The 19,167-nt window shown below is 62.3% G+C and carries 20 protein-coding genes; 17 read left to right on the top strand and 3 right to left on the bottom strand.

Going from position 1 to position 19,167, the window contains the following annotated elements:
• The first annotated feature begins 192 nt into the window (after positions 1-192).
• Both AC1DLT_RS04060 and AC1DLT_RS04055 read left to right on the top strand, forming a co-directional pair.
• Positions 193-2,004 (top strand): methyl-accepting chemotaxis protein, encoded by a 1,812-nt coding sequence (locus tag AC1DLT_RS04060; protein WP_477485956.1) that lies wholly within the window; start codon positions 193-195, stop codon positions 2,002-2,004.
• Positions 2,005-2,066: 62 nt separating this feature from the next.
• Positions 2,067-2,573 carry a TIGR02444 family protein gene (locus AC1DLT_RS04055; protein WP_477485955.1) on the top strand — a complete coding sequence of 169 codons (507 nt, stop codon included), beginning with the start codon at positions 2,067-2,069 and terminating at the stop codon, positions 2,571-2,573.
• A 22-nt stretch (positions 2,574-2,595) separates the two neighbouring features.
• Here the strand turns inward: AC1DLT_RS04055 and AC1DLT_RS04050 are convergent, their stop codons facing one another.
• The gene (locus tag AC1DLT_RS04050) at positions 2,596-3,180 is read right to left on the bottom strand and encodes a UbiX family flavin prenyltransferase (RefSeq protein ID WP_477485954.1); all 585 of its coding nucleotides are present in this window, start codon (positions 3,178-3,180) and stop codon (positions 2,596-2,598) included.
• Between the two features lie 420 nt (positions 3,181-3,600).
• Here AC1DLT_RS04050 and AC1DLT_RS04045 point away from each other — a divergent pair, with 420 nt between their 5' ends.
• Positions 3,601-4,092, top strand: a complete 492-nt coding sequence (locus AC1DLT_RS04045; RefSeq protein WP_477485953.1) for a (2Fe-2S)-binding protein — start codon at positions 3,601-3,603, stop codon at positions 4,090-4,092.
• A gap of 17 nt (positions 4,093-4,109) precedes the next feature.
• Positions 4,110-4,925, top strand: coding sequence for an FAD binding domain-containing protein (locus AC1DLT_RS04040; RefSeq protein WP_477485952.1), 816 nt, complete (start codon positions 4,110-4,112; stop codon positions 4,923-4,925).
• A gap of 88 nt (positions 4,926-5,013) precedes the next feature.
• Here the strand turns inward: AC1DLT_RS04040 and AC1DLT_RS04035 are convergent, their stop codons facing one another.
• Together AC1DLT_RS04035 and AC1DLT_RS04030 are read right to left on the bottom strand one after the other, a co-directional pair.
• Entirely contained in the window at positions 5,014-5,514 is a 501-nt protein-coding gene (locus tag AC1DLT_RS04035) for a MarR family winged helix-turn-helix transcriptional regulator (RefSeq protein WP_477485951.1), read from the bottom strand.
• 211 nt (positions 5,515-5,725) lie between these two features.
• Complete coding sequence (locus AC1DLT_RS04030; RefSeq protein WP_477485950.1) at positions 5,726-7,123, bottom strand: MFS transporter; 1,398 nt, start codon at positions 7,121-7,123, stop codon at positions 5,726-5,728.
• Positions 7,124-7,252: 129 nt separating this feature from the next.
• On the opposite strand from AC1DLT_RS04030, the gene AC1DLT_RS04025 reads away from it, so the two are divergent.
• From AC1DLT_RS04025 to AC1DLT_RS03965, 13 genes are all read left to right on the top strand, one after another.
• The gene (locus AC1DLT_RS04025) at positions 7,253-8,215 is read left to right on the top strand and encodes a LysR family transcriptional regulator (protein WP_477485999.1); all 963 of its coding nucleotides are present in this window, start codon (positions 7,253-7,255) and stop codon (positions 8,213-8,215) included.
• Positions 8,216-8,345: 130 nt separating this feature from the next.
• Complete coding sequence (ggt, locus tag AC1DLT_RS04020; protein WP_477485949.1) at positions 8,346-9,938, top strand: gamma-glutamyltransferase; 1,593 nt, start codon at positions 8,346-8,348, stop codon at positions 9,936-9,938.
• A gap of 108 nt (positions 9,939-10,046) precedes the next feature.
• Complete coding sequence (modA, locus tag AC1DLT_RS04015; RefSeq protein ID WP_477485948.1) at positions 10,047-10,841, top strand: molybdate ABC transporter substrate-binding protein; 795 nt, start codon at positions 10,047-10,049, stop codon at positions 10,839-10,841.
• A gap of 296 nt (positions 10,842-11,137) precedes the next feature.
• Positions 11,138-11,368, top strand: a complete 231-nt coding sequence (locus AC1DLT_RS04010) for a hypothetical protein (protein WP_040123908.1) — start codon at positions 11,138-11,140, stop codon at positions 11,366-11,368.
• Between the two features lie 85 nt (positions 11,369-11,453).
• Complete coding sequence (locus AC1DLT_RS04005; RefSeq protein ID WP_477485947.1) at positions 11,454-11,681, top strand: hypothetical protein; 228 nt, start codon at positions 11,454-11,456, stop codon at positions 11,679-11,681.
• A 215-nt stretch (positions 11,682-11,896) separates the two neighbouring features.
• Positions 11,897-12,598 carry a molybdate ABC transporter permease subunit gene (modB, locus tag AC1DLT_RS04000; RefSeq protein ID WP_477485946.1) on the top strand — a complete coding sequence of 234 codons (702 nt, stop codon included), beginning with the start codon at positions 11,897-11,899 and terminating at the stop codon, positions 12,596-12,598.
• Positions 12,595-13,656 (top strand): molybdenum ABC transporter ATP-binding protein, encoded by a 1,062-nt coding sequence (gene modC / locus AC1DLT_RS03995; protein ID WP_477485945.1) that lies wholly within the window; start codon positions 12,595-12,597, stop codon positions 13,654-13,656. Before modB ends, modC begins: the two co-directional genes overlap by 4 nt.
• A gap of 34 nt (positions 13,657-13,690) precedes the next feature.
• Positions 13,691-13,987, top strand: a complete 297-nt coding sequence (locus AC1DLT_RS03990; RefSeq protein WP_477485998.1) for a type II toxin-antitoxin system RelE/ParE family toxin — start codon at positions 13,691-13,693, stop codon at positions 13,985-13,987.
• 2 nt (positions 13,988-13,989) lie between these two features.
• Entirely contained in the window at positions 13,990-14,286 is a 297-nt protein-coding gene (locus AC1DLT_RS03985) for an addiction module antidote protein (protein ID WP_477481639.1), read from the top strand.
• Positions 14,287-14,474: 188 nt separating this feature from the next.
• A complete protein-coding gene (locus AC1DLT_RS03980) occupies positions 14,475-15,821 on the top strand; it encodes an extracellular solute-binding protein (RefSeq protein WP_477485944.1) in 1,347 nt (448 codons plus the stop codon).
• 128 nt (positions 15,822-15,949) lie between these two features.
• Positions 15,950-17,251, top strand: coding sequence for a carbohydrate ABC transporter permease (locus tag AC1DLT_RS03975; protein WP_477485943.1), 1,302 nt, complete (start codon positions 15,950-15,952; stop codon positions 17,249-17,251).
• A 2-nt stretch (positions 17,252-17,253) separates the two neighbouring features.
• Entirely contained in the window at positions 17,254-18,111 is an 858-nt protein-coding gene (locus AC1DLT_RS03970) for a carbohydrate ABC transporter permease (protein ID WP_247034664.1), read from the top strand.
• Complete coding sequence (locus AC1DLT_RS03965; RefSeq protein ID WP_477485942.1) at positions 18,111-19,166, top strand: ABC transporter ATP-binding protein; 1,056 nt, start codon at positions 18,111-18,113, stop codon at positions 19,164-19,166. Before AC1DLT_RS03970 ends, AC1DLT_RS03965 begins: the two co-directional genes overlap by 1 nt.
• Position 19,167 lies beyond the last annotated feature (1 nt).

The raw sequence follows: 19,167 nt of genomic DNA, 5'->3' as shown, positions 1-19,167 counted from the left end.
TCCCTCATGCCGGCTCCCGAACCGTCGCCGCCTGTCTCTCGTCAAACGCGGCCTCGGTCCCGAGCGAAAAGACGCAACGATGCCATCTCTGGTAGTGCTGTTAAACATATCCTCAGCATTTTCCGCAATCCTTAACCATAGCGGGCCAACAGGATTTGGCCATGACCTCAAATGCAGCAATGGATCTTTCCAATGACCATTAAATTCAAGCTTGTCGCCAGCGTCGTCGGCCTTGCGCTTGCACTGGCTGCGACGACGACTGCCGCATTCATCGGAATGGACACGCTTTCGGCCCGCACCCGCGTGATCGTAGAAGATCGAATCGAGCCCATGGCGCAGATCAAGATGGTCTCCGACGCCTATGCGGTCACCATCGTGGACACCGCCCACAAGACGCGCAGCGGCGCATTCAGCTGGGAACTGGGCGAACAGACCGTCCGGGCAGCGCTTGTCACCGCCGACCGCGAATGGGCGGCCTACCAGGCAACCTACCTGACCGATCAGGAAAAAAGTCTTGTTCAGCGTTACCTCGGCGCTCATACCGAAACCACCAAGGCGGTCGGCGAGCTTCTGACGATCATGGGCAAGCGTGATCAGACGGCCCTGGATATCTATGTGACGAAGCGACTCTACCCGGCGATCGAGCCGCTTGCCGAACCGCTGAACGCCTTGACCAAGCTGCAGCTCGACGTCGCGCATAAGAGTTTCGAGGACGCGCTGAAGGACAAGGTCAGCCTCTTCGTCTGGATGACCGTGATCGGCGTCATCTCGCTGATCGTGGTCGGCTTCTCGATCCGGGTCGTGCTGTCGGGCGTCGTCGGGCCGCTGCAGCGCCTGCAGGATTGCATGCGGCGCCTCGCCGGCGGCGAACTGACGCTGACCATTTTCGGCATGGACCGCAGGGACGAGATCGGCGGGATGGCGGCGGCAGTCGAGATCTTCCGTCAGGCGGCGCTCGACAACAAACGGCTGGAAGACGAGGCCATCGAAGCCCGCAACCGGTCGGAAGCCGAGCGCATCGCCGCGCAGGAACAAGCCGAAACTGACGCATCCCAGAGGCTCCGCGTCGCGACATCAGGCCTTGGCGGCGGCCTGCGCCGGCTCGCCGCAGGCGATCTTTCCTTCCAGCTCGACGAAGCTTTCTCGGCGGATTTCGAGGCTCTGCGCCACGATTTCAATACCTCGATCGCCCAGCTCGCCAGCACGCTGGCGCAGATTGCCGGCAGCGCCGAGGCAATCGACGGGGGAACCCAGGAAATCAGCCAGTCCGCATCCGACCTGTCGCGCCGCTCGGAGCAGCAGGCCGCTTCACTCGAAGAGACGGCCGCCGCACTTGATCAGATTACCGCGAATGTCAGTTCCGCGTCCAAGAAAGTCGACGAGACGCGCCAGATCGCTGCGGAAGCCAATTCGTCCGCCGCCCGTTCCGGCGAAGTTGTGGCCAATGCCGTCGAGGCGATGCGCCGCATCGAGGAAAGTTCCAGCCAGATCTCCAACATTATCGGCGTCATCGACGAGATCGCCTTCCAGACCAACCTTTTGGCGCTGAATGCCGGCGTCGAGGCAGCGCGCGCGGGTGAGGCTGGCAAGGGCTTTGCGGTCGTCGCACAGGAAGTCCGAGAACTCGCGCAGAGGTCGGCGAACGCTGCCAAGGAGATCAAGGCGCTGATCCAGAACTCGACAGTCGAAGTCGGCCATGGCGTGAAATATGTCCGCGATGCGGGTGAATCGCTGAAGTCGATCGAGGGCTATATCGTCACCATCAACGGCCATGTGGACGATATCGCCCGCTCGGCCCGTGAGCAGTCGACCGGGCTTTCGGAGATCAATTCGGCCGTCAACCAGATGGACCAGATGACCCAGCAGAATGCTGCCATGGTCGAGGAGACGACGGCAGCGAGTTCCGGTCTCGCCGACGAGGCTTCGAAGCTGCGCCAGATGGTCGGCCAGTTCCAGCTCGGCGTCGGCTCGCCCCAGGCCGGGCGGCGTCGCCGCGCCGCCTGAGGCGAAGCTTGCCTGGCTCGCAGCCAAACTGATAAGCCGTGCCAAGGCGATCGAGAGGCTGCATGACTACGGATATCGGGCAGGGACTTTGGGATTTCGCATTGCGGCTTTATGGTACGCCCGGTGTCGGCGAAGCCTGCCTGCTGCTTCAGGACGAAAGCGGCGTCGACGTGCCGGTGCTGTTGTTCTCCGCCTGGCTCACGATGAATTCCGCGGCGCTTTCGGCCACAGAGATTGTCCGTATCGACGGCCTCGTCGCCGACTGGCGCAATGAGGTGGTGAAGCCGCTCCGCGCTGTGCGCCGGCGGTTGAAGAGCGGGCCGCATCCGGCACCCACCAAAGAAACGGAAACCCTGCGCAACGGCGTGAAGGGTGTCGAACTCAGCTCGGAAAAGATCGAATTGGCGGTGCTGGAGGCCGAAGGACAGGCGCTGATGGCGGCCGATGGTTCAACGGGCGATGCAGCTGGCAATCTCAGAAACGTCGTGAGGTTTTTCCGGGGAACGGAGCCGGATGAGACGACCGCCACGGCGCTTGCGGTCATCGAAAATGCGCTCGCTGCTCTTTAGAGCCGACATCCGGAGCACAAGATCAGTGCTGGCCGGGTGAACCCGGGCCGTCCTTCCAGCGCTTGACCATCGGCAGGTGGATATCGAGGAGATCGAGCGCCCGGCCGACGGTCTGGGTCACCATTTCATCCAAGGACTGGGGCTTCGAATAGAAGGCCGGCACCGGCGGCATCACGATTGCGCCGTTGCGGGTCGCCTGGTCCATCAACGCGATATGGCCGGCATGCAGCGGCGTTTCGCGAAACAACAGCACGACGCGCCGGCGTTCCTTCAGACAGACGTCGGCCGCGCGCACGATCAGCTCGTCATTGTAGCAGTTGGCGATGCCACTCAGCGTCTTCACCGAACAGGGTGCGACAAGCATGCCGGCAGTGCGGAACGAGCCGGAGGAGAGCGCAGCGCCGATATCCTTGTGATTGTAGAGCACGTCGGCCAGGCTCTTGATCTCGTCGGCACTCATGTCGATTTCGTCGATCGCGGTGCGAAAAGCAGAGGGCGAGATCACCGCATGGGTCTCGATATCCTCGACTTGCCTCAAAAGCTGCAGGGCGCGAACGCCATAAACGACACCGGAAGCTCCGGTGATGGCGATGATGATGCGGCGCATGGGACTTTTCCCTGAACAATCTATCGCGACGCCTTAGCGCCACTTTCCGATGGGCGCAATGCGGCGATCGTCGATTGCTCGCATGTGTTCGGCCGCGGCCTCGCTGCTGATTGATTCCACGCAAAAAACTCGCCGACGCGTTCTTCGAAAAGCTTGCGATGCGTGCCGTGATGGTTGATCATGTGGCCGATGCCGGATTAGCGGAGGCTATTGCGACGGCGGCTGTTGCCGCGCCAGTCATGTCAGCTGCACCATCGGCACCTATTTCCCCTGCGGCTCCCGAAGCTGCCGGACCGTCTGTCGCGCCTGCGGCAACGGCCGTGCGGCCTCTCAGCCGTATGTCCTATATCGCCGCCGGCACCGCCGTCGCTGTCATTGCCATCGCGGCTCTCGCCGCCCGATTTTTAACAGGAGGGGCTCATGTCCCGCATCACTATCACCGTCAACGGCACGCCGCAGACGCGCGACGTCGAAGACCGGACGCTGCTCGTGCAGTTCATCCGCGAGCATCTTGGCCTCACCGGCACCCATGTCGGCTGCGACACCACCCAGTGCGGCGCCTGTACCATCCATCTCGATGGCGTGGCCGTGAAGAGCTGTACGGTGCTTGCCGTCGCCGCCGACGGTTCGAAGGTGACGACGATCGAGGGGCTGGCCGAAGGCGGCAAGCTGCATGACGTGCAGCAGGCTTTCCGCGAACATCACGGCTTGCAATGCGGTTATTGCACGCCGGGCATGATCATGGCCTCGGTGGACATGATCCGCCGCCATGACGGCATGCTCGACGAATATACCGTGCGCCACGAGCTCGAAGGCAATATCTGCCGCTGCACCGGCTACCACAACATCGTCAAGGCAGTGCTGGATGCCGCCGAGAAGCACCGCGCGGCGCATGCCGTCGCGGCCGAATAAGCGGGGAGGATCACGCCATGTACGCAACGACCTACCACAAGCCGAAGACGCTGGCCGAGGCCGTCGATCTCTACACGAATTCCGACGAGCCCTCCTATCTCTCCGGCGGGCACACGCTGATCCCGACGCTGAAGAGCCGGCTTGCCGCGCCCGCGCACCTGATCGACGTGCGCAACATTCCGGAGCTGTCGGGGATTGAAGTCACCGCTGACAAGGTGATCATCGGCTCGGCGACCAAACATGCCGTCGTCGCCGCTTCCAAGGAAATCAAGGCCGCCATCCCGGCGCTTGCAGGCCTTGCGGGTTCGATCGGCGACGTTCAGGTGCGCCACATGGGCACGATCGGTGGCTCGACCGCCAATAACGACCCGGCAGCCGACTATCCGGCCGCCGTGCTGTCGCTTGATGCGATCGTCCATACGGACCGCCGCGAAATCCCTGCCGAGGACTATTTCCAGGGCCTCTACACGACCGCATTGGAACCCGGTGAAATTCTCGTCCGCGTCGAGTTCAAGACCCCGGAAATCGCCGGCTACGCAAAATTCCGCAACCCGGCCTCTCGCTATGCGATGGCTGCTTCCTTCGTGGCCAAACATCGCGACGGCCATATCCGCGTGGCGATCACCGGCGCCGGCAACGAGGGGGTGTTCCGCTGGACCGAGGCCGAGGCGTTGCTGACCGGGAACTTTTCGGCCGAAGCGCTGGATGGGCTGACGATGGACCCGTCGCGGATGATGGGCGACATGCACGCGCCGGCCGACTACCGCGCCCATCTCGTCGCCGTCATGACCCGCCGCGCGGTGCAGAACCTCGGCGGCACGCATATCCTCTGAGGACAGATGCCCTGATAGAGAAAGGCCGGCGGAGCGACCCGCCGGCCAGAACCATCGCGGCAGGCCGCGCAACTGAAATATGCTATCTTCAACAATCCTGGGGCATGCCGAATGTCGCGGCGATCCGGCCGAGTACGTCGATCAGAACCGCCTTGTCCTTGCCAGCGATCTCGTCAAGACGCCGATTGTAGACGACTGCGATCGCGTGCAGCTGCTCCTGCATGCGGCGGCCATTTTCGGTGAGCCTGACGCTATAGCTGCGTTGGTCGTCGGGGTTCGACTGCCGTTCGATCAGTCCGCGATGGGACAATGCCTTGAGGCTGGAGGTGAGCGTCGAGCGGTCGCGGCCGCAGATGCGGCTGAGCTCCGACGGGGTCATGCTTTCCCGTTCGGCAAGCACTGTCAGAAGCGCATACCACCCGGGCTTCAGATCCGCCTTGCCGGCCGCCCTGGCAAAGGCCTGGAAGGACGTCTCCTGCGCCACCCTCAGATGATAGCCGATCAGGTTCCGGAACATGGCCGGGACAGGCATCTCGCCGTCCGCGGATTCCGTATGCGTGTCCTGCCGCGTCGATGCTTCCACCGCCATTTTCGCACTCCTCCCAATATGGACCCTAGTAGGAATAGGGGAGTGCAGCAAGATAGTTTGACATCAAATTACCTTGCCTTGACCGATTGTCCGACAAAGCCGGGCGGACTGCAAGCAAGCAATGGACATACGGCTGTCGCGGGAGCGATCTGCGGCCGCGTCGAGGCTAAGCAGAACCCGCGCCGGATAACGGCGCGGGCGGGGAGCAGACCTACTCAGCTGCCTGGTATCGATCGGCAGCGGGAGAAGGTTTCGGGCCGAGCGCCGCGATCAGGGTGATCAGCGCGGCAAGCGTCGCGACGAAGGCGACAGCGGCGGAATAGGGCTCCCAGCCGAAGGCCGGAGCGCCGCTGAACACGGCAGACGTTGCCGCCAGCACCACCCCACCACCGATCTGGAAAGCGGCGAAGAACATGCCGGAGGCAAGCCCCGACTTGTCCTCCTCGATATCGGCCAGCGCCGCGACCTGGATGGACGGGAAGGTCATGGCATAACCGAGGCCGAGCGGGATCTGCGACAGTATGACGAGCAGGATCGGGTCGATATGGCCGAGCGACAGGACCCAGAAGATGTAGCTGATCGCCTGCAGTCCGACGCCCGCCGTCATGAAACCGGTTGTGCCGCGGTTCTGGGCAAGCGTCGCGAAGCGAGGTGCCAGGAACATCACGAAGGCACCGGCGCCGGCAAAGCAGAAGCCGGTCGCAAAGGCCGACCAGCCATAGACATCCTGGTAATAGAGTGTCGCGGTGAACTGGAAGCCGATATAGGCGCCCTGATAGAGAAAGCCGACGATATTGGCATGGGTGAGCCTGGCGCGGCGGAACATCGCCAGCGGCACCATCGGGTCTTTATGGCGGGCTTCGATGGCGAGGAAGCCGAGGATCAGCACGATTGCGGCCACGAGCGAGCCCCAGGTGAAGATATCAGCCCAACCGGCCGAGGCCGCATTGGTGATGCCGAACACGAAAAGCAGCAGACCGGGGGTGATGGTGATTGCGCCGGCCCAGTCGAAGCCGGGACGCGGCCCGGTGCGCCGCGCATCGAGCGGCAAGGCTATCGGTGCCAGAAGCAGGGTCAGGATTGCGACCGGCGCGCCCATCACCAGCGTTGCCCGCCAGCTGATCAGCGTCGCGGCCCCGCCGAGCACCATGCCGAGCACGAAACCGGCGGCCCCGGTGGAGGCGAAGAGGCCAAGCGCCTTGGCGCGCTGCGGACCTTCGCCGAAGACTGCCAGCAGAAGTGCCAGCGCGGCCGGTGCCGTGAAGGCTGCAGCAATGCCCTTGACAAGCCGGGCCGCGATCAGCGTCGGCCCGCTATCGACGAACCCACCGCCAATGCTGGCCGCCGCAAAGACCGCCAGCGACCAGAGGAAGACGCGGCGATGGCCGAAAATGTCGGCCACCCGGCCGCCGAGCAGCAGGAAGCCGCCGTAACCGAGCACATAGGCGCTGACCGCCCATTGCAGGGAGGTGGCTTGCATGCCGAGCTCGGCCTGGATGGCGGGAAGTGCGACGCCGATTGTGGAGACATCCATCGCGTCGAGAAAATTGGCGGTGCAGAGCAGCAGCAATGCAAGCCCCGCAGCCCCTCGGAATTGAGGATTGCTCATGGGATTGTAATCCTTGTTCATGCTGCCCCCGGAGCGGGGAGGTCGAACCGGGCCGGCAGAGGAACGAGAAATTGTCCATCTTCGTGACCTATTGCAAATTGATAATTGTCATGTCAGGTATTACTGGTGATGATGAATGATGCGACCCTTCGAAAGTTCGACCTCAACCTGCTTCTGGCCTTTGCGGTGCTAATGCAGGAACGCAACGTCAGTCGCGCCGCCGAGCGGCTGCTACTCGGACAACCGGGTCTGTCGGCGGCCTTGAAGCGGTTGCGCGAGGCGCTGGATGACGACCTCTTCGTGCGTGTCGGACGTGGCTTGCAGCCGACGCCCCGGGCGTTGGCGATCGCACCTGTGATCGAGGACGCGCTTTCGAACATCGAACGGGCGATCCGGCCGCCTGCCGCGTTCGATCCCAAAAGCTGGGAAGGCGAGTTCCGCGTCGGCATGTGCGACAATCTCGAATCGGCTTTCTTCGGCCCGCTCGCCGCCCGTCTGCGGCAGCTCTCGCCCGGATCGCGGCTGATCGGCGTCGCCTCGGAACGACGCGACGTTTCGCGCATGCTGGATGACGGCGCCTTCGATTTCAGCGTCGCGGTGCATGGCGAGCCGCCCTCCTGGCACGTCCGCGCGCCGCTCTTCACCCAGTCGTCCGTCTGCATCTACGACCCCGCGCAGATCAAGCTCAAGGCGCCGCTTGGCCTTGACGCCTATGCCGATGCGCCGCATGTCGCCGTCTCCTTCGAGGGCAATTCCTCGACCAGCATCGACGTAGCACTCGCCGGTCACGGTAAAACCCGCAATGTCGTGGCGACGGTGCCGCGCTTCTCGGCACTGCCGACGGCGCTACGGGCCATGCCGGCCATCGCCACCATTCCGGAATCGATCGCTCGCTGCATGGCCCAGCTTCACAATCTGGCGATCGACCTGCCGCCGATCGACCTGCCGGCCGAGCCGGTGAGCATGCTCTACCGACGCGTCGACCATGCGGACAGCCGTGCCTCATGGTTTCGCACCCTCTTCGTGGAGGTCGCCGGCGCGGCGCTTGAAGCCTCCGGCTGCAAGATGGGAATTTCGCAGATCGCAGCTTGAGTCCGGCAAGCGGCCGGTTTTCGGAAATCAACACATGACGGCTTGATGCCGCTTGCCCGGCATGGTCTGTTGAGGATGAATATTGAGCCGCCACAGGGTCTTGAGCCCATTTTCCAGTGATGAGAGTGACATGAGAGACTTCGAACTACCCGGCCGTTCGCTCGCAGTCGGCCGCACTGCGATGGCCGCCACCTCACAGCCGCTGGCGACGCTCACCGCCATCGACATCCTGCGCAATGGCGGCAATGCCGTGGATGCGGCGGTTGCCGCCTGCGCCGTGCAGTGCGTCGTCGAAGCCGGCTCGACCGGCATCGGCGGCGATTGTTTCGCTCTCCTCTCGCTCAGCGGCACGGACGAAGTTCTGGCCTATAACGGGTCAGGCCGGGCCCCGGCTGCCGCAACCGTCGAACATCTCCGTTCGCTCGGCGTCACCAGCCTCACCCGCACCTCGCCCCACACGATCACCGTGCCGGGTGCGGTGGATGCCTGGACGCGCCTCGTTGCCGATCACGGCCGCATGAAAATGGCCGATATTCTCGCCCCGGCCGTCAAGCTGGCGCGCGACGGCTATGTCCTACCGCCGCGCACCGCGCACGATCTTGCCGCACAGGCAGAGATCCTGAAGGACGACCCGGCTGCAAGCCGCGTCTTCCTCGTCGACGGCAAGGCGCCGCCGGCAGGTTCGATCCAGTATCAGAAGCAACTTGCCGATACGCTGGAAGCTATCGGCCGGGAAGGCAGGGACGCTTTTTATCGGGGCCCGATCGCGGAAGGCATGGTGAGCTACCTGAACGGCATCGGCGCGCTGCATACGCTGGAGGATTTCGCCAATGCCAAGGGCGAATATGTGACGCCGATCAAGACGACATTCCGTGGCCACGAAATCCACGAATGCCCGCCCAACGGCCAGGGCATCATCGCGCTGATGATCCTCAACATCCTGTCGCATTTTCCGGGCGAGGGCGATCCGCTGGCGCCCGAGCGGCTGCATATCGAGGTCGAGGCGACGCGATTGGCTTACGCGGCGCGAAACCGTTTCCTCGCCGATCCGGCCAAGGTCGAGGTGCCGGTCGACTACCTGCTTTCGGACGAACTCGCCAGGCAGTTGGCCGGCATGATCGATCCCGACAAGGCGATCACGGACCTGCCGCCGTTCGACGAGGTGCCGCACAAGGACACCATCTATCTCTCCGTCGTCGACAGCGATCGCAATGCCATCAGCTTCATCAACTCGATCTTCTTCGTTTACGGTAGCGGCCACATGGATCCCAAGAGCGGGGTGATGTTCCACAACCGCGGCTTCAGCTTCTCGCTCGATCCGGACCATCCGAACGCAATTGCGCCGGGCAAGCGGCCGATGCACACGATCATTCCCGGCATGGTGACGAAGGACGGCCGTGCCGTCATGCCCTTCGGCGTCATGGGCGGCCAGTACCAGGCCATGGGCCACGCCCATTTCCTCTCAAAAGTCTTCGACTACGGCATGGACCTGCAGAGCGCCATCGACCTGCCGCGCCTCTTCCCGCTGCCCGGCACCAATCAGGTCGAGATGGAAGCCCGGCTGCGCAACACGGTTGGCCCGGAATTCATCAAGCGCGGTTTCGAGGTGAAGGCGCCGGAATCGGCGATGGGCGGCGCCCAGGCGATCTGGATCGACTGGGAAACCGGGGTGTTGTGGGGCGGCTCCGATCCGCGCAAGGACGGCATGGCTCTCGGCATCTGAGCCTGCCTGCCAACCGCATCAAGATATTTGGCCGAATATAACGCTGGCCAAAACCTCCTCTCCGAGATATCCAAGGGAATATCTCGCTTAGGGATTAGAGAGGAAATCATGAACATTGATCGTCATTCCTGGATCAGGCTCGCGGTGACATCGGCGGCAGCCGCCTTCGTAATGCTTGCCTCCTTCGCCGCTCCCGCCGCCGCGCAGGAAAAAGTCACCGTTTTTGCGGCAGCCAGCATGAAGAACGCGCTCGACAACGCCAACAAGGCGTGGAGCGCCCAGGGAGGCAGGCAAGTCACGGTTTCCTACGCGGCAAGCTCGACGCTCGCCAAGCAGATCGAAAACGGCGCGCCGGCCGATATCTTCATTTCAGCCGATCTCGACTGGATGAAGTACGTCTCCGACAAGAAACTCGTCAAGGACGACACCCGGTTCAACTGGCTGGGCAACCGCATCGTGCTGGTCGCCGCCAATGATACCGCCAATCCGGTGGACATCAGGCCGGGATTCGATCTCGCGGGACTGCTTAAAGGCGGACGGCTGGCGATGGGTGAGCCGAATGCGGTTCCGGCCGGCAAATACGGCAAGGCAGCACTCGAAAAGTTGGGCGTCTGGTCGTCGGTCGAAAAGAGCGTCGCAAGTGCCGAAAGCGTACGCGCAGCACTCGCGCTCGTCTCGCGTGGCGAAGCGCCTTACGGCATCGTCTATCAGACGGACGCAGCGGCCGATCCGGGCGTTACCATCGTCGGCGTCTTCCCGGCCGACACCCATCCGCCGATCGTCTATCCAATCGCCATTCTGTCGGAATCGAAGTCCAGGGATGCGCCTGCCTATCTCGACTACCTGAAGTCGGCCAGGGCCGCGCCGTTTTTCGAAAAGGAAGGTTTCATCGTTCTGAAGTAATCCGTAAGAGCTCCAGCGAACTCATCGAAACGGCCCATTTCAGGGCCGTTTTTCGTTTCCGACGAAGCCATTCTGGAGAGCGAGCTGGTGCGGCTCAGCCCGGCCGGATTCCGATTTCAACAGACTTCACGCAGTTGTTTGTTCTCGAATCCCGAACATTCCGTTTGGAAATCATGCCCTAGCGACCTTGGACCCGCTCTCCCATTTCAAGGCTCGGAAGCAAACAACGTGCTTCCGTGTACCGTTCGACGGAACCCGAATCCCAAGCGGCTCCGTTTCAGTCAAGGAATACGATAATGAAGACAGTACTTTCCACGCTTGCCGCAGCCATGATCGCTTCGGCTTCTTTCGCCGGCGTCGCTCTTGCAGAAGGCGACTATTATCAGGGTGCCTCCAAGGGACAGGCAGCCGCCCAGACCAACGACAAGGTCGACAATGTCAGGACCGGCAGCATCGATCGGGTCCGCACCTACGACAATCGCGGCGACCAGCCGATCTTCAAGCATGAAAGCCGCGACAATCGCTAACCGCAGCTCATCCAAGATACCGAATGTCGTCCGCCAGGCAGGTCGCAAACTTTAGCCCCGGACGAACTCTGAAAGGACTAGGACAATGAAGACTTCCATCTCCGCTATCGCCGCCATGATCGCCGCCGCTTCCTTCGCAGGCTCGGCTCTCGCCGAAGGCGACTATTATGAAGGCACCTCGAAGACGCATGCTTCCGCCCGGATCAACGGCGGCAATGTAGACGGCGTCCGCACCGGCAGCATTCAGATCCGCGACAACGATCGCCAGGAAAACTCGTCTATCTTCGGCGACACGAGCCGCGACAACCGCTAACCAATCGCGCAAAGAGACAAAGGCTTAACGGCCTTCGTCCGAGGCAATCCATCTTGTGAATGCGATGGTGCAGGGAGAGCAGCGGTCAATCCGGCGCTCTCCCACCGCCTTTTCAGTATGCTTCCGATAACTTTCCCGCGAAGACCTAGCCATCCGATCCGTCTCGATATATCCAAGGTGATATATTGCATTGCGGCTGCGGGTGGGACAGGCGTTTGGACTTGCTGGTGCTGAGTGACGAGGAATGGACCGCAATCAGGCTCAGCCTGAAGGTTTCCTCCGTCGCGATGATCGTCAGCCTGCCGTTCGGCCTTCTTGTCGCCTATCTGCTCGCCCGCGGAAAATTCTGGGGCAAGTCGATCCTGAACGGCGTCGTCCACCTGCCGCTCATCCTGCCACCGGTCGTCACCGGTTTCCTGCTGCTCGTCCTGTTCGGGCGACGCGGCGTCATCGGCGCCTTTCTCAACGAATATCTCGGTATCGTCCTCTCCTTCCGCTGGACCGGCGCGGCACTCGCTTGCGGCGTCATGGGCTTCCCGCTGATGGTGCGCTCCATCCGGCTCTCGATCGAAGCCGTCGACCGCAAGCTCGAAGAGGCGGCGGGTACGCTCGGCGCCGGTCCCGCCTGGGTGTTCATGACCGTGACCCTGCCGCTCATCCTGCCGGGCGTGATCGCCGGCATGATCCTCGCCTTCGCCAAGGCAATGGGCGAATTCGGCGCGACGATCACCTTCGTCTCCAATATTCCCGGTGAAACCCAGACCCTTTCGTCGGCGATCTACACGTTCACGCAGGTGCCAGGCGGCGATGCCGGCGCGATGCGGCTGACGCTGGTCGCGATCGTCATTTCCTTCGCCGCGCTGCTTGCCTCCGAATTCATGGCCTATCTGGTCGGCAGGAGGGTCGACATCGAATGACCCTTATCGTCGAGGCACAGCAGACGCTGGGAGAATTCGTGCTCGATGCGAGCTTTACGTCGGAAGGCGGCGTCACCGCTCTGTTCGGGCGTTCGGGCTCGGGCAAGACCTCGCTGGTGCGGGTGATCGCCGGGCTCTCGAAGCCTGACCGTGGTCGGCTGATGGTCGATGGCGAAGTGCTGCTCGACACCGAGAACCGCGTCTTCGTGCCAAAGCACAGACGCCGCTTCGGTTACGTCTTTCAGGAGGGCCGGCTTTTTCCGCACCTCTCGGTGCGCCAGAACCTTGGCTACGGCCGCTGGTTCGCGCCGAAGACAACGCCGCCCGAGAATTTCGACCACATCGTCGAACTGCTTGGGATCGGCGCGCTGCTCGACCGGCGGCCGGGAAAGCTATCGGGCGGAGAAAAACAGCGCGTCGCGATCGGCCGGGCGCTGCTGTCTGCGCCGCGCCTGCTGTTGATGGACGAGCCGCTCGCCGCGCTCGACGACCAGCGCAAGGCCGAAATTCTGCCCTATCTCGAACGTCTGCGCGACGAAACCTCGACGCCGATCGTTTATGTCAGCCATTCGGTCTCGGAAGTGGCGCGGCTCGCCGACAAGGTGGTGATAATGAAGGACGGCCAGGTCGAGGCGGTCGGTACGCCGTCCGAAGTCCTGTCGCTGCCGTCGGCCGACCGCCGCGATGCCGGCGCGGTGCTGACCGGCGTCGTCGAGGCAATCGACATCCCGCACCGGCTGGCGACGATCCGGCTGGCGCAAGCGCAGATCGTCGTGCCGAACGCGCATGCCGAAGAAGGCCGGAGCGTCCGCGTGCACATCCCCGAACGGGACGTGATGGTCGCGACCCAGCGGCCGGAGGGCTTGAGCGCGCTTAATATTCTTGACGGCATAATCGCCGCGATCGAGCCGGACGGCGACGGCATGGCCCGCATCCGCATCCGCTGCGGCGGAGATATCGTGCTCGCCCGCATCACCGCGCTTTCCGTCGAACGGCTCGAGCTGAAGCTGGAAAAGCCGGTTTATGCGGTGATCAAGACGGTGGCGCTGGAACGGTAGCGTGGGTTGATCTTCAGACAACTGTGAACTATAGATTACACTGATCGAAGTCCGCAAAACGGCAGCTTTCTCAAAGTGGTTCGGCGAACTTCGCGACCATAACGCCCGAATGCGGATAGTTACGCGGATTCGCCGTATGGAGATTGGCAATCTGGGGGATGTAAAACCTGTCGGCGAAGGCATCAGCGAAGCCCGCATCGCCTACGGCCCCGGCTACCGGCTCTATTTCATACAGCAGGGCCAGGAGATCATCATCCTGCTTTGCGGCGGCGATAAGAGCACCCAGGGCAAGGACATCGCTTCGGCAAAACAGATGGCGAAGGAGATATGACAGTGCCTATAGAAACGACGAAATGGGATGTTCAGGACTACCTGAAGACGCCTGAAGAGCGCGTTGCCTATCTCGAAGCGGCTTTCGAAGATGGCGATCCAAAGCTTATCTCGATCGCCCTTGGAGATGTTGCCCGTTCCATGGGCATGACCAATGTCGCCAAGGAAGCGGGCATTACACGCGAGGCGCTCTACAAGGCGCTGAGCGATAAGGGAGATCCGAAGCTCTCCACACTTCTCGGTGTTCTGAAGGCCCTCGGGCTCCGGGTGACTGTCACTTCCGCGAACGAAGCGGCATAGGGTTCGGTCCAGCAGGCGGCAGAACTGTCCTTCGAAGAAATTTTGCACACGCGTACATTTTGTCATCCCGGTGTTAAGGAGCGCCGCTAGACCACTTCCTGTTGATGATCTTCAGCGCTTCCGCAAGCCCCGGCCGACAGGTCTTTCAGGGTTCGGAAGAAGCCATTTCGCTCTTCGGGGAGTAAACCATGACTGTTCTTCCGATACTCAAATCCGCCACGCTCGCGGCCGTGCTCTTCGCCTCGACCGCGGTCTTCGCATCCGCCAAGGATGTCACCATCTCCGTCTGGTCCGGCGGTTCCGGGCCGAACGACAATTACCGCACCGATGCGTTCGACATCGCTGCCGATATTCTCGAGCGCGAAGCGGCCATCCGCGGCGAACAGCTCAACATCATCGTCCAGAAGACGCCCTATTCCGGCTGGGAAGACTTCAAGCAGGCCCTGACGCTGGCCGCGGAAGCCAAAAAAGCTCCGAATATCGTCGCCACCGGCCACGAAGACATCGGCCCCTGGGCCCAGGCCGGCCTCATCGTTCCGGTCGAGAAGTTCATCGACCTCGATAGCTGGCCGATCAGCGACATCTATCCGAACCTGATGGAGATCACCTCCTTCAACGGCACCGTCTACGGCATTCCGCAGGACGCAGAATCCCGCCCGTTCTTCTTCTGGAAGCCTTACATGAAGGCGATCGGTTATTCGGACGCCGATATCGAGGCTCTGCCGGCCAAGGTCGAAAAGGGCGAATATACCCTGAAGAACGTCCTCGAAGACGCCAAGAAGATGCAGGACAAGGGCCTCGTCCAGGCGGGCTACGGCTTTTATCCGCGCACCAATAACGGCCCGGACTACTGGCAGTTCTACACGTCCTTCGGCGGCGTGATGGAAGAGCAAGGCAAGCTCGTCTTCGACAAGGCCGCGATGAAGCGTACCTACCAGTATTTCGCCGATCTCGTGAAGGCCGGCGTCACCAAGAAGAACCATATCGGCATGCCGGGCGACCAGTGGTGGAAGGAAGTCGCCACGGGCAAGGCCGGCATCTGGCACGGCGGCACCTGGCATTATGCCCGCCTCGTCAACCAGGAAGGCCTGAAGGACTTTTTCGGCAACGTTCAGTTCACCCTGACGCCGGCCGGCGAAGGCGGCAAACCCAACACGCTGACCCACCCGCTCGCCTACCTGCTGATGGCCGGCCATACCGAAGAAGAGACCCAGATTGCCGCCGACCTGATCAAGATCGCCTCCGAGCCGCGCATCAACGCGCTGCATGCGATCAAGTCCGCCCATCTCGGCATCTCTCCTTCCGAAACCAAGGTCGACCTCTACACCGCCAACCGTTGGGCTTCGGAAGCCACCGAGCGTCTGCTGCCGCACGCCAACGCCATGCCGAACAATGCCGATTTCGGCAAATACTGGACGATCATGTGGAAGAACCTCGAAGCATCCTGGACCGGCGCCAAGACCGCCGATGCCGCGGTCAACGATGCCGAAACCGAGCTGAAGTCGACGCTCGGCGCAGCGATCATCATCCGCTGAAGCAAGCGCCCTGTGTCTCCACCGGTTGACACAGGGCGTCGACCTATCCGGGCGAAACTCCTTGCCCCGAACTGCGGGCGGCGCTCGCTCCGCCGCCCGCACCCCATTCGTTTCCCAAGGCTTCACCCATGCGAACGTCACGAACGCTCGGACTGGTGATGATCGCGCCCGCTGCGGTCATGATCCTCCTGTTTTTCCTGGTGCCGGTCGTGCTGACCGCCATCTTCGCCATGACCAACATGACCACCGCGACCGGCATTTCCGGCGGGGCCTGGCAGGTCACGCAAGGTGCCGTCAACCGCCTGAAGACCGACATGCCGGACCTTGCGGGCGGCATTGCCGAGCCGCGCTTCGTCATTGACGAGGAGGGCCTTGTCGCCCTTGAGGCCCTGAAGCTCAAGACCGGATTCACCGCCGAGCTGCGATCCAGCCACATGGGCGAGGTCTTTCCCTCGCGGCGCGAGGCGGAGCGGGTGATCAAGGCGCTGAAGGACAGGCCTTCGACCCGCGAGGTCAAGCAGATTTCCGACCTCTTCAACCGCTCGGTTCTGAATACCCGTTTCGAGACCCGCGACGAGCTGATGGCGAACCTCAAGAAGCTCGGCTTCGCGCTGACGCCAGCCGAACAGCAGACGGTCGCCAAGGCCACCTATACCGGCTGGGTGTGGACGACGGAAAACTTCCGGATCATCGCCAATTCGCCGGACATGGCGTCGATCTTCCTCAACACCGCCTTCTACGTCGCCACCACGCTGCTCGTCTTCAACGTCAGCTATGCACTCTTCCTCGCCATCACCACCCACTACATGCCGGCTTCGACCGCATCCGTCTTCCGCGCCATCTGGCTGCTGCCGCGCATCACGCCGGTGGTCATCTACGTGTTGATGTGGAAATGGCTGACCTGGGACAGCGGCTTCATCTCGATGTTCATGGGCCAGTTCGGTTATCCGCCGAAGAACTACCTGCTCGACAGCGCCTATAATGCCTGGTTCTTCGTGATCCTGATCAACGGCTTCATCGGGGCCTCGATGGGCATGCTGGTCTTCTCTTCCGCGATCAAGGCGATCCCACAGACGCAGTTCCATGCAAGCGAGGTCGATGGCGCCAGCCGTTGGCAGCAGGTTCGCCACATCATCCTGCCGCAGCTTCGCTGGCCGATCCTGTTCGTCACCTGCTATCAGACGCTGTCGCTACTCGCCTCCTTCAACGAAATCCTCCTCTCGACCCGCGGCGGGCCGGGGCGGGCGACCGAAGTCTGGTCGCTCGCCGCCTACCACACCGCGCTCAACAACTATACCGGCAACCTGGAATACGGGCTGGGCGCCGCCATGGCGCTGGTGCTGGTGGTGGTCGGGATCGTGCTGTCGCTCATCTACCTGCGTATCTTCCGCTACGACACGCTGATCTCCAAGCCGCTGATCGAGGATTGAGCATGGCCGAAAAACCGCAAATTTCGTCAAACACGACCTCGGCGAATTTCTCGAGCCTCCCCGTGATCCTGCTGCTCGGCCTTTTCAGCCTGCCGCTGCTGGTGATGTATGCCTATCTCTTCATCGACACGATCAGCGACACGGAAGTCGGCTCGCTGATCCCGAACGAGTTCACGCTGCGCCACTGGAGCTTCCTCTGGGAGACCAAGACCGGCAAGCCGAATATCTGGCTCGTCACGCTCAACACCTTCATCTTCGCAAGCTGCATCACCGGCGTCATCCTCACGGTCTCGTCGATGGCGGGTTACGTTCTGTCGCGTCTCAACGTACCGGCACGCGGCTTTTTCCTCGCCGGCGTCATGGTGCTGCACGCTTTCCCGTCGGTGACACTGATCATCGCCATCTTCATCGTGCTGCAGTGGATCGGCCTCTACAATTCGCTGATCGGGGTGATCCTGGTGAAGGCGGCGATCGACCTGCCGCTCGGCATCTGGCTGATGAAGGGTTTCTACGATACCGTGCCCTGGGAGATCGAGATGGCCGGCACCGTCGACGGCGCCTCGCGCTTCACGGTCTGGCGCCGGCTGGTGCTGCCGCAGATCAAGCCGGCGGTGATGGCGCTCGGGCTGTTTTCCTTCCTCACCGGTTGGAGCGAATTCATCCTGCCGCAGGTGCTGGCGCCGGGCGCCAAGGTGCAGGTCCTGTCGGTTTATCTGGCGGGCCTGATCATCGACGACAACAATTTCGATTTCGGCACCTTCAAGGCCGTCGGCGTCTTCTACGTCGTGCCGGTGCTGATCCTCTATGTCTTCTTCCAGAAGCATCTCATGAACATCTATGGCGGAGGCACCAAGGGCTGATGCGTATACTGCTCGACAAGTTTTCCAAGAGTTTCGGCTCCACCAAGATCACCGAAGACATGGATCTCGAAGTCGGCTCCGGCGAAATGCTGGCGCTGCTCGGACCTTCAGGCTGCGGCAAGTCGACGACACTGTTTGCCGTCTGCGGCATTCATCGTCCGACATCGGGCCGCATCCTGTTCGGCGACCGGGACGTCACCCATCTGCCGAGCCAGGAGCGCAATGTCGGCGTCGTCTTCCAATCCTATGCGCTTTATCCGCATATGACGGTGGAGGAGAATATCGGCTTCCCGCTGATGGTGAAGCGGGTTGCCTCCGCCGACATCAAGAAGCAGGTCGCTGGCATCGCAGCCCTTGTCCATATCGAAGATCTCCTCGGGCGGCGCCCGGCGCAGCTTTCGGGCGGTCAGCAGCAGCGCGTCGCGCTCGCCCGCGCCCTGATCCGCCGGCCGGACGTGCTGCTTCTCGACGAGCCGCTCGCCAATCTCGACGCCAAACTCCGACTCGAAATGCGCTCGGAAATCCGAAGGCTGCAGAAGGAAACCGGCATCACCGCCATCCTTGTCACCCATGACCAGGTCGAGGCGATGTCGATGTGCGACCGCATCGCCATCATGAAATCGGGCGAGATCGTCCAGATCGCTACGCCGTCGCAGATGTATAACGATCCGCGCACGTCCTTCGTCGCCAGCTTCCTCGGCAATCCGCCGATCTCCTTCCTCAAGGGCTGGGCTCAGCAGGGGGCCTTCATGCTCGGTGAAAACGGTTTGCGCCTGCCGCTCGCCGCGGTTTCGGGCATTCCCGACGGCACCGCGCTCAGCCTTGGCGTCCGCCCGGAACATTTCGGCACGGCGGGCGGTGTGCCCGTCGAAGGCAAGGTCGTGTTTGCGGAAACTCAAGGCCGCGAAAATCTATACGATGTCGTTCTGCCGGACGGCTCCGTGCTGCGCTCAATCCAGCCGGTGCGCGACGATGTGAAGCCGGGTGATAGCGTGCGCTGGAACCTCGACAGCGCCTCGACCTTTGTCTTTGCAGAAGACGGCCGGAGATTGTGAT

It is taken from the genome of Neorhizobium sp. 05N33 (assembly GCF_056397445.1).
The sequence above is the reverse complement of the archived record's forward strand: the minus strand, read 5'-3'. Positions and strand labels throughout refer to the sequence as shown.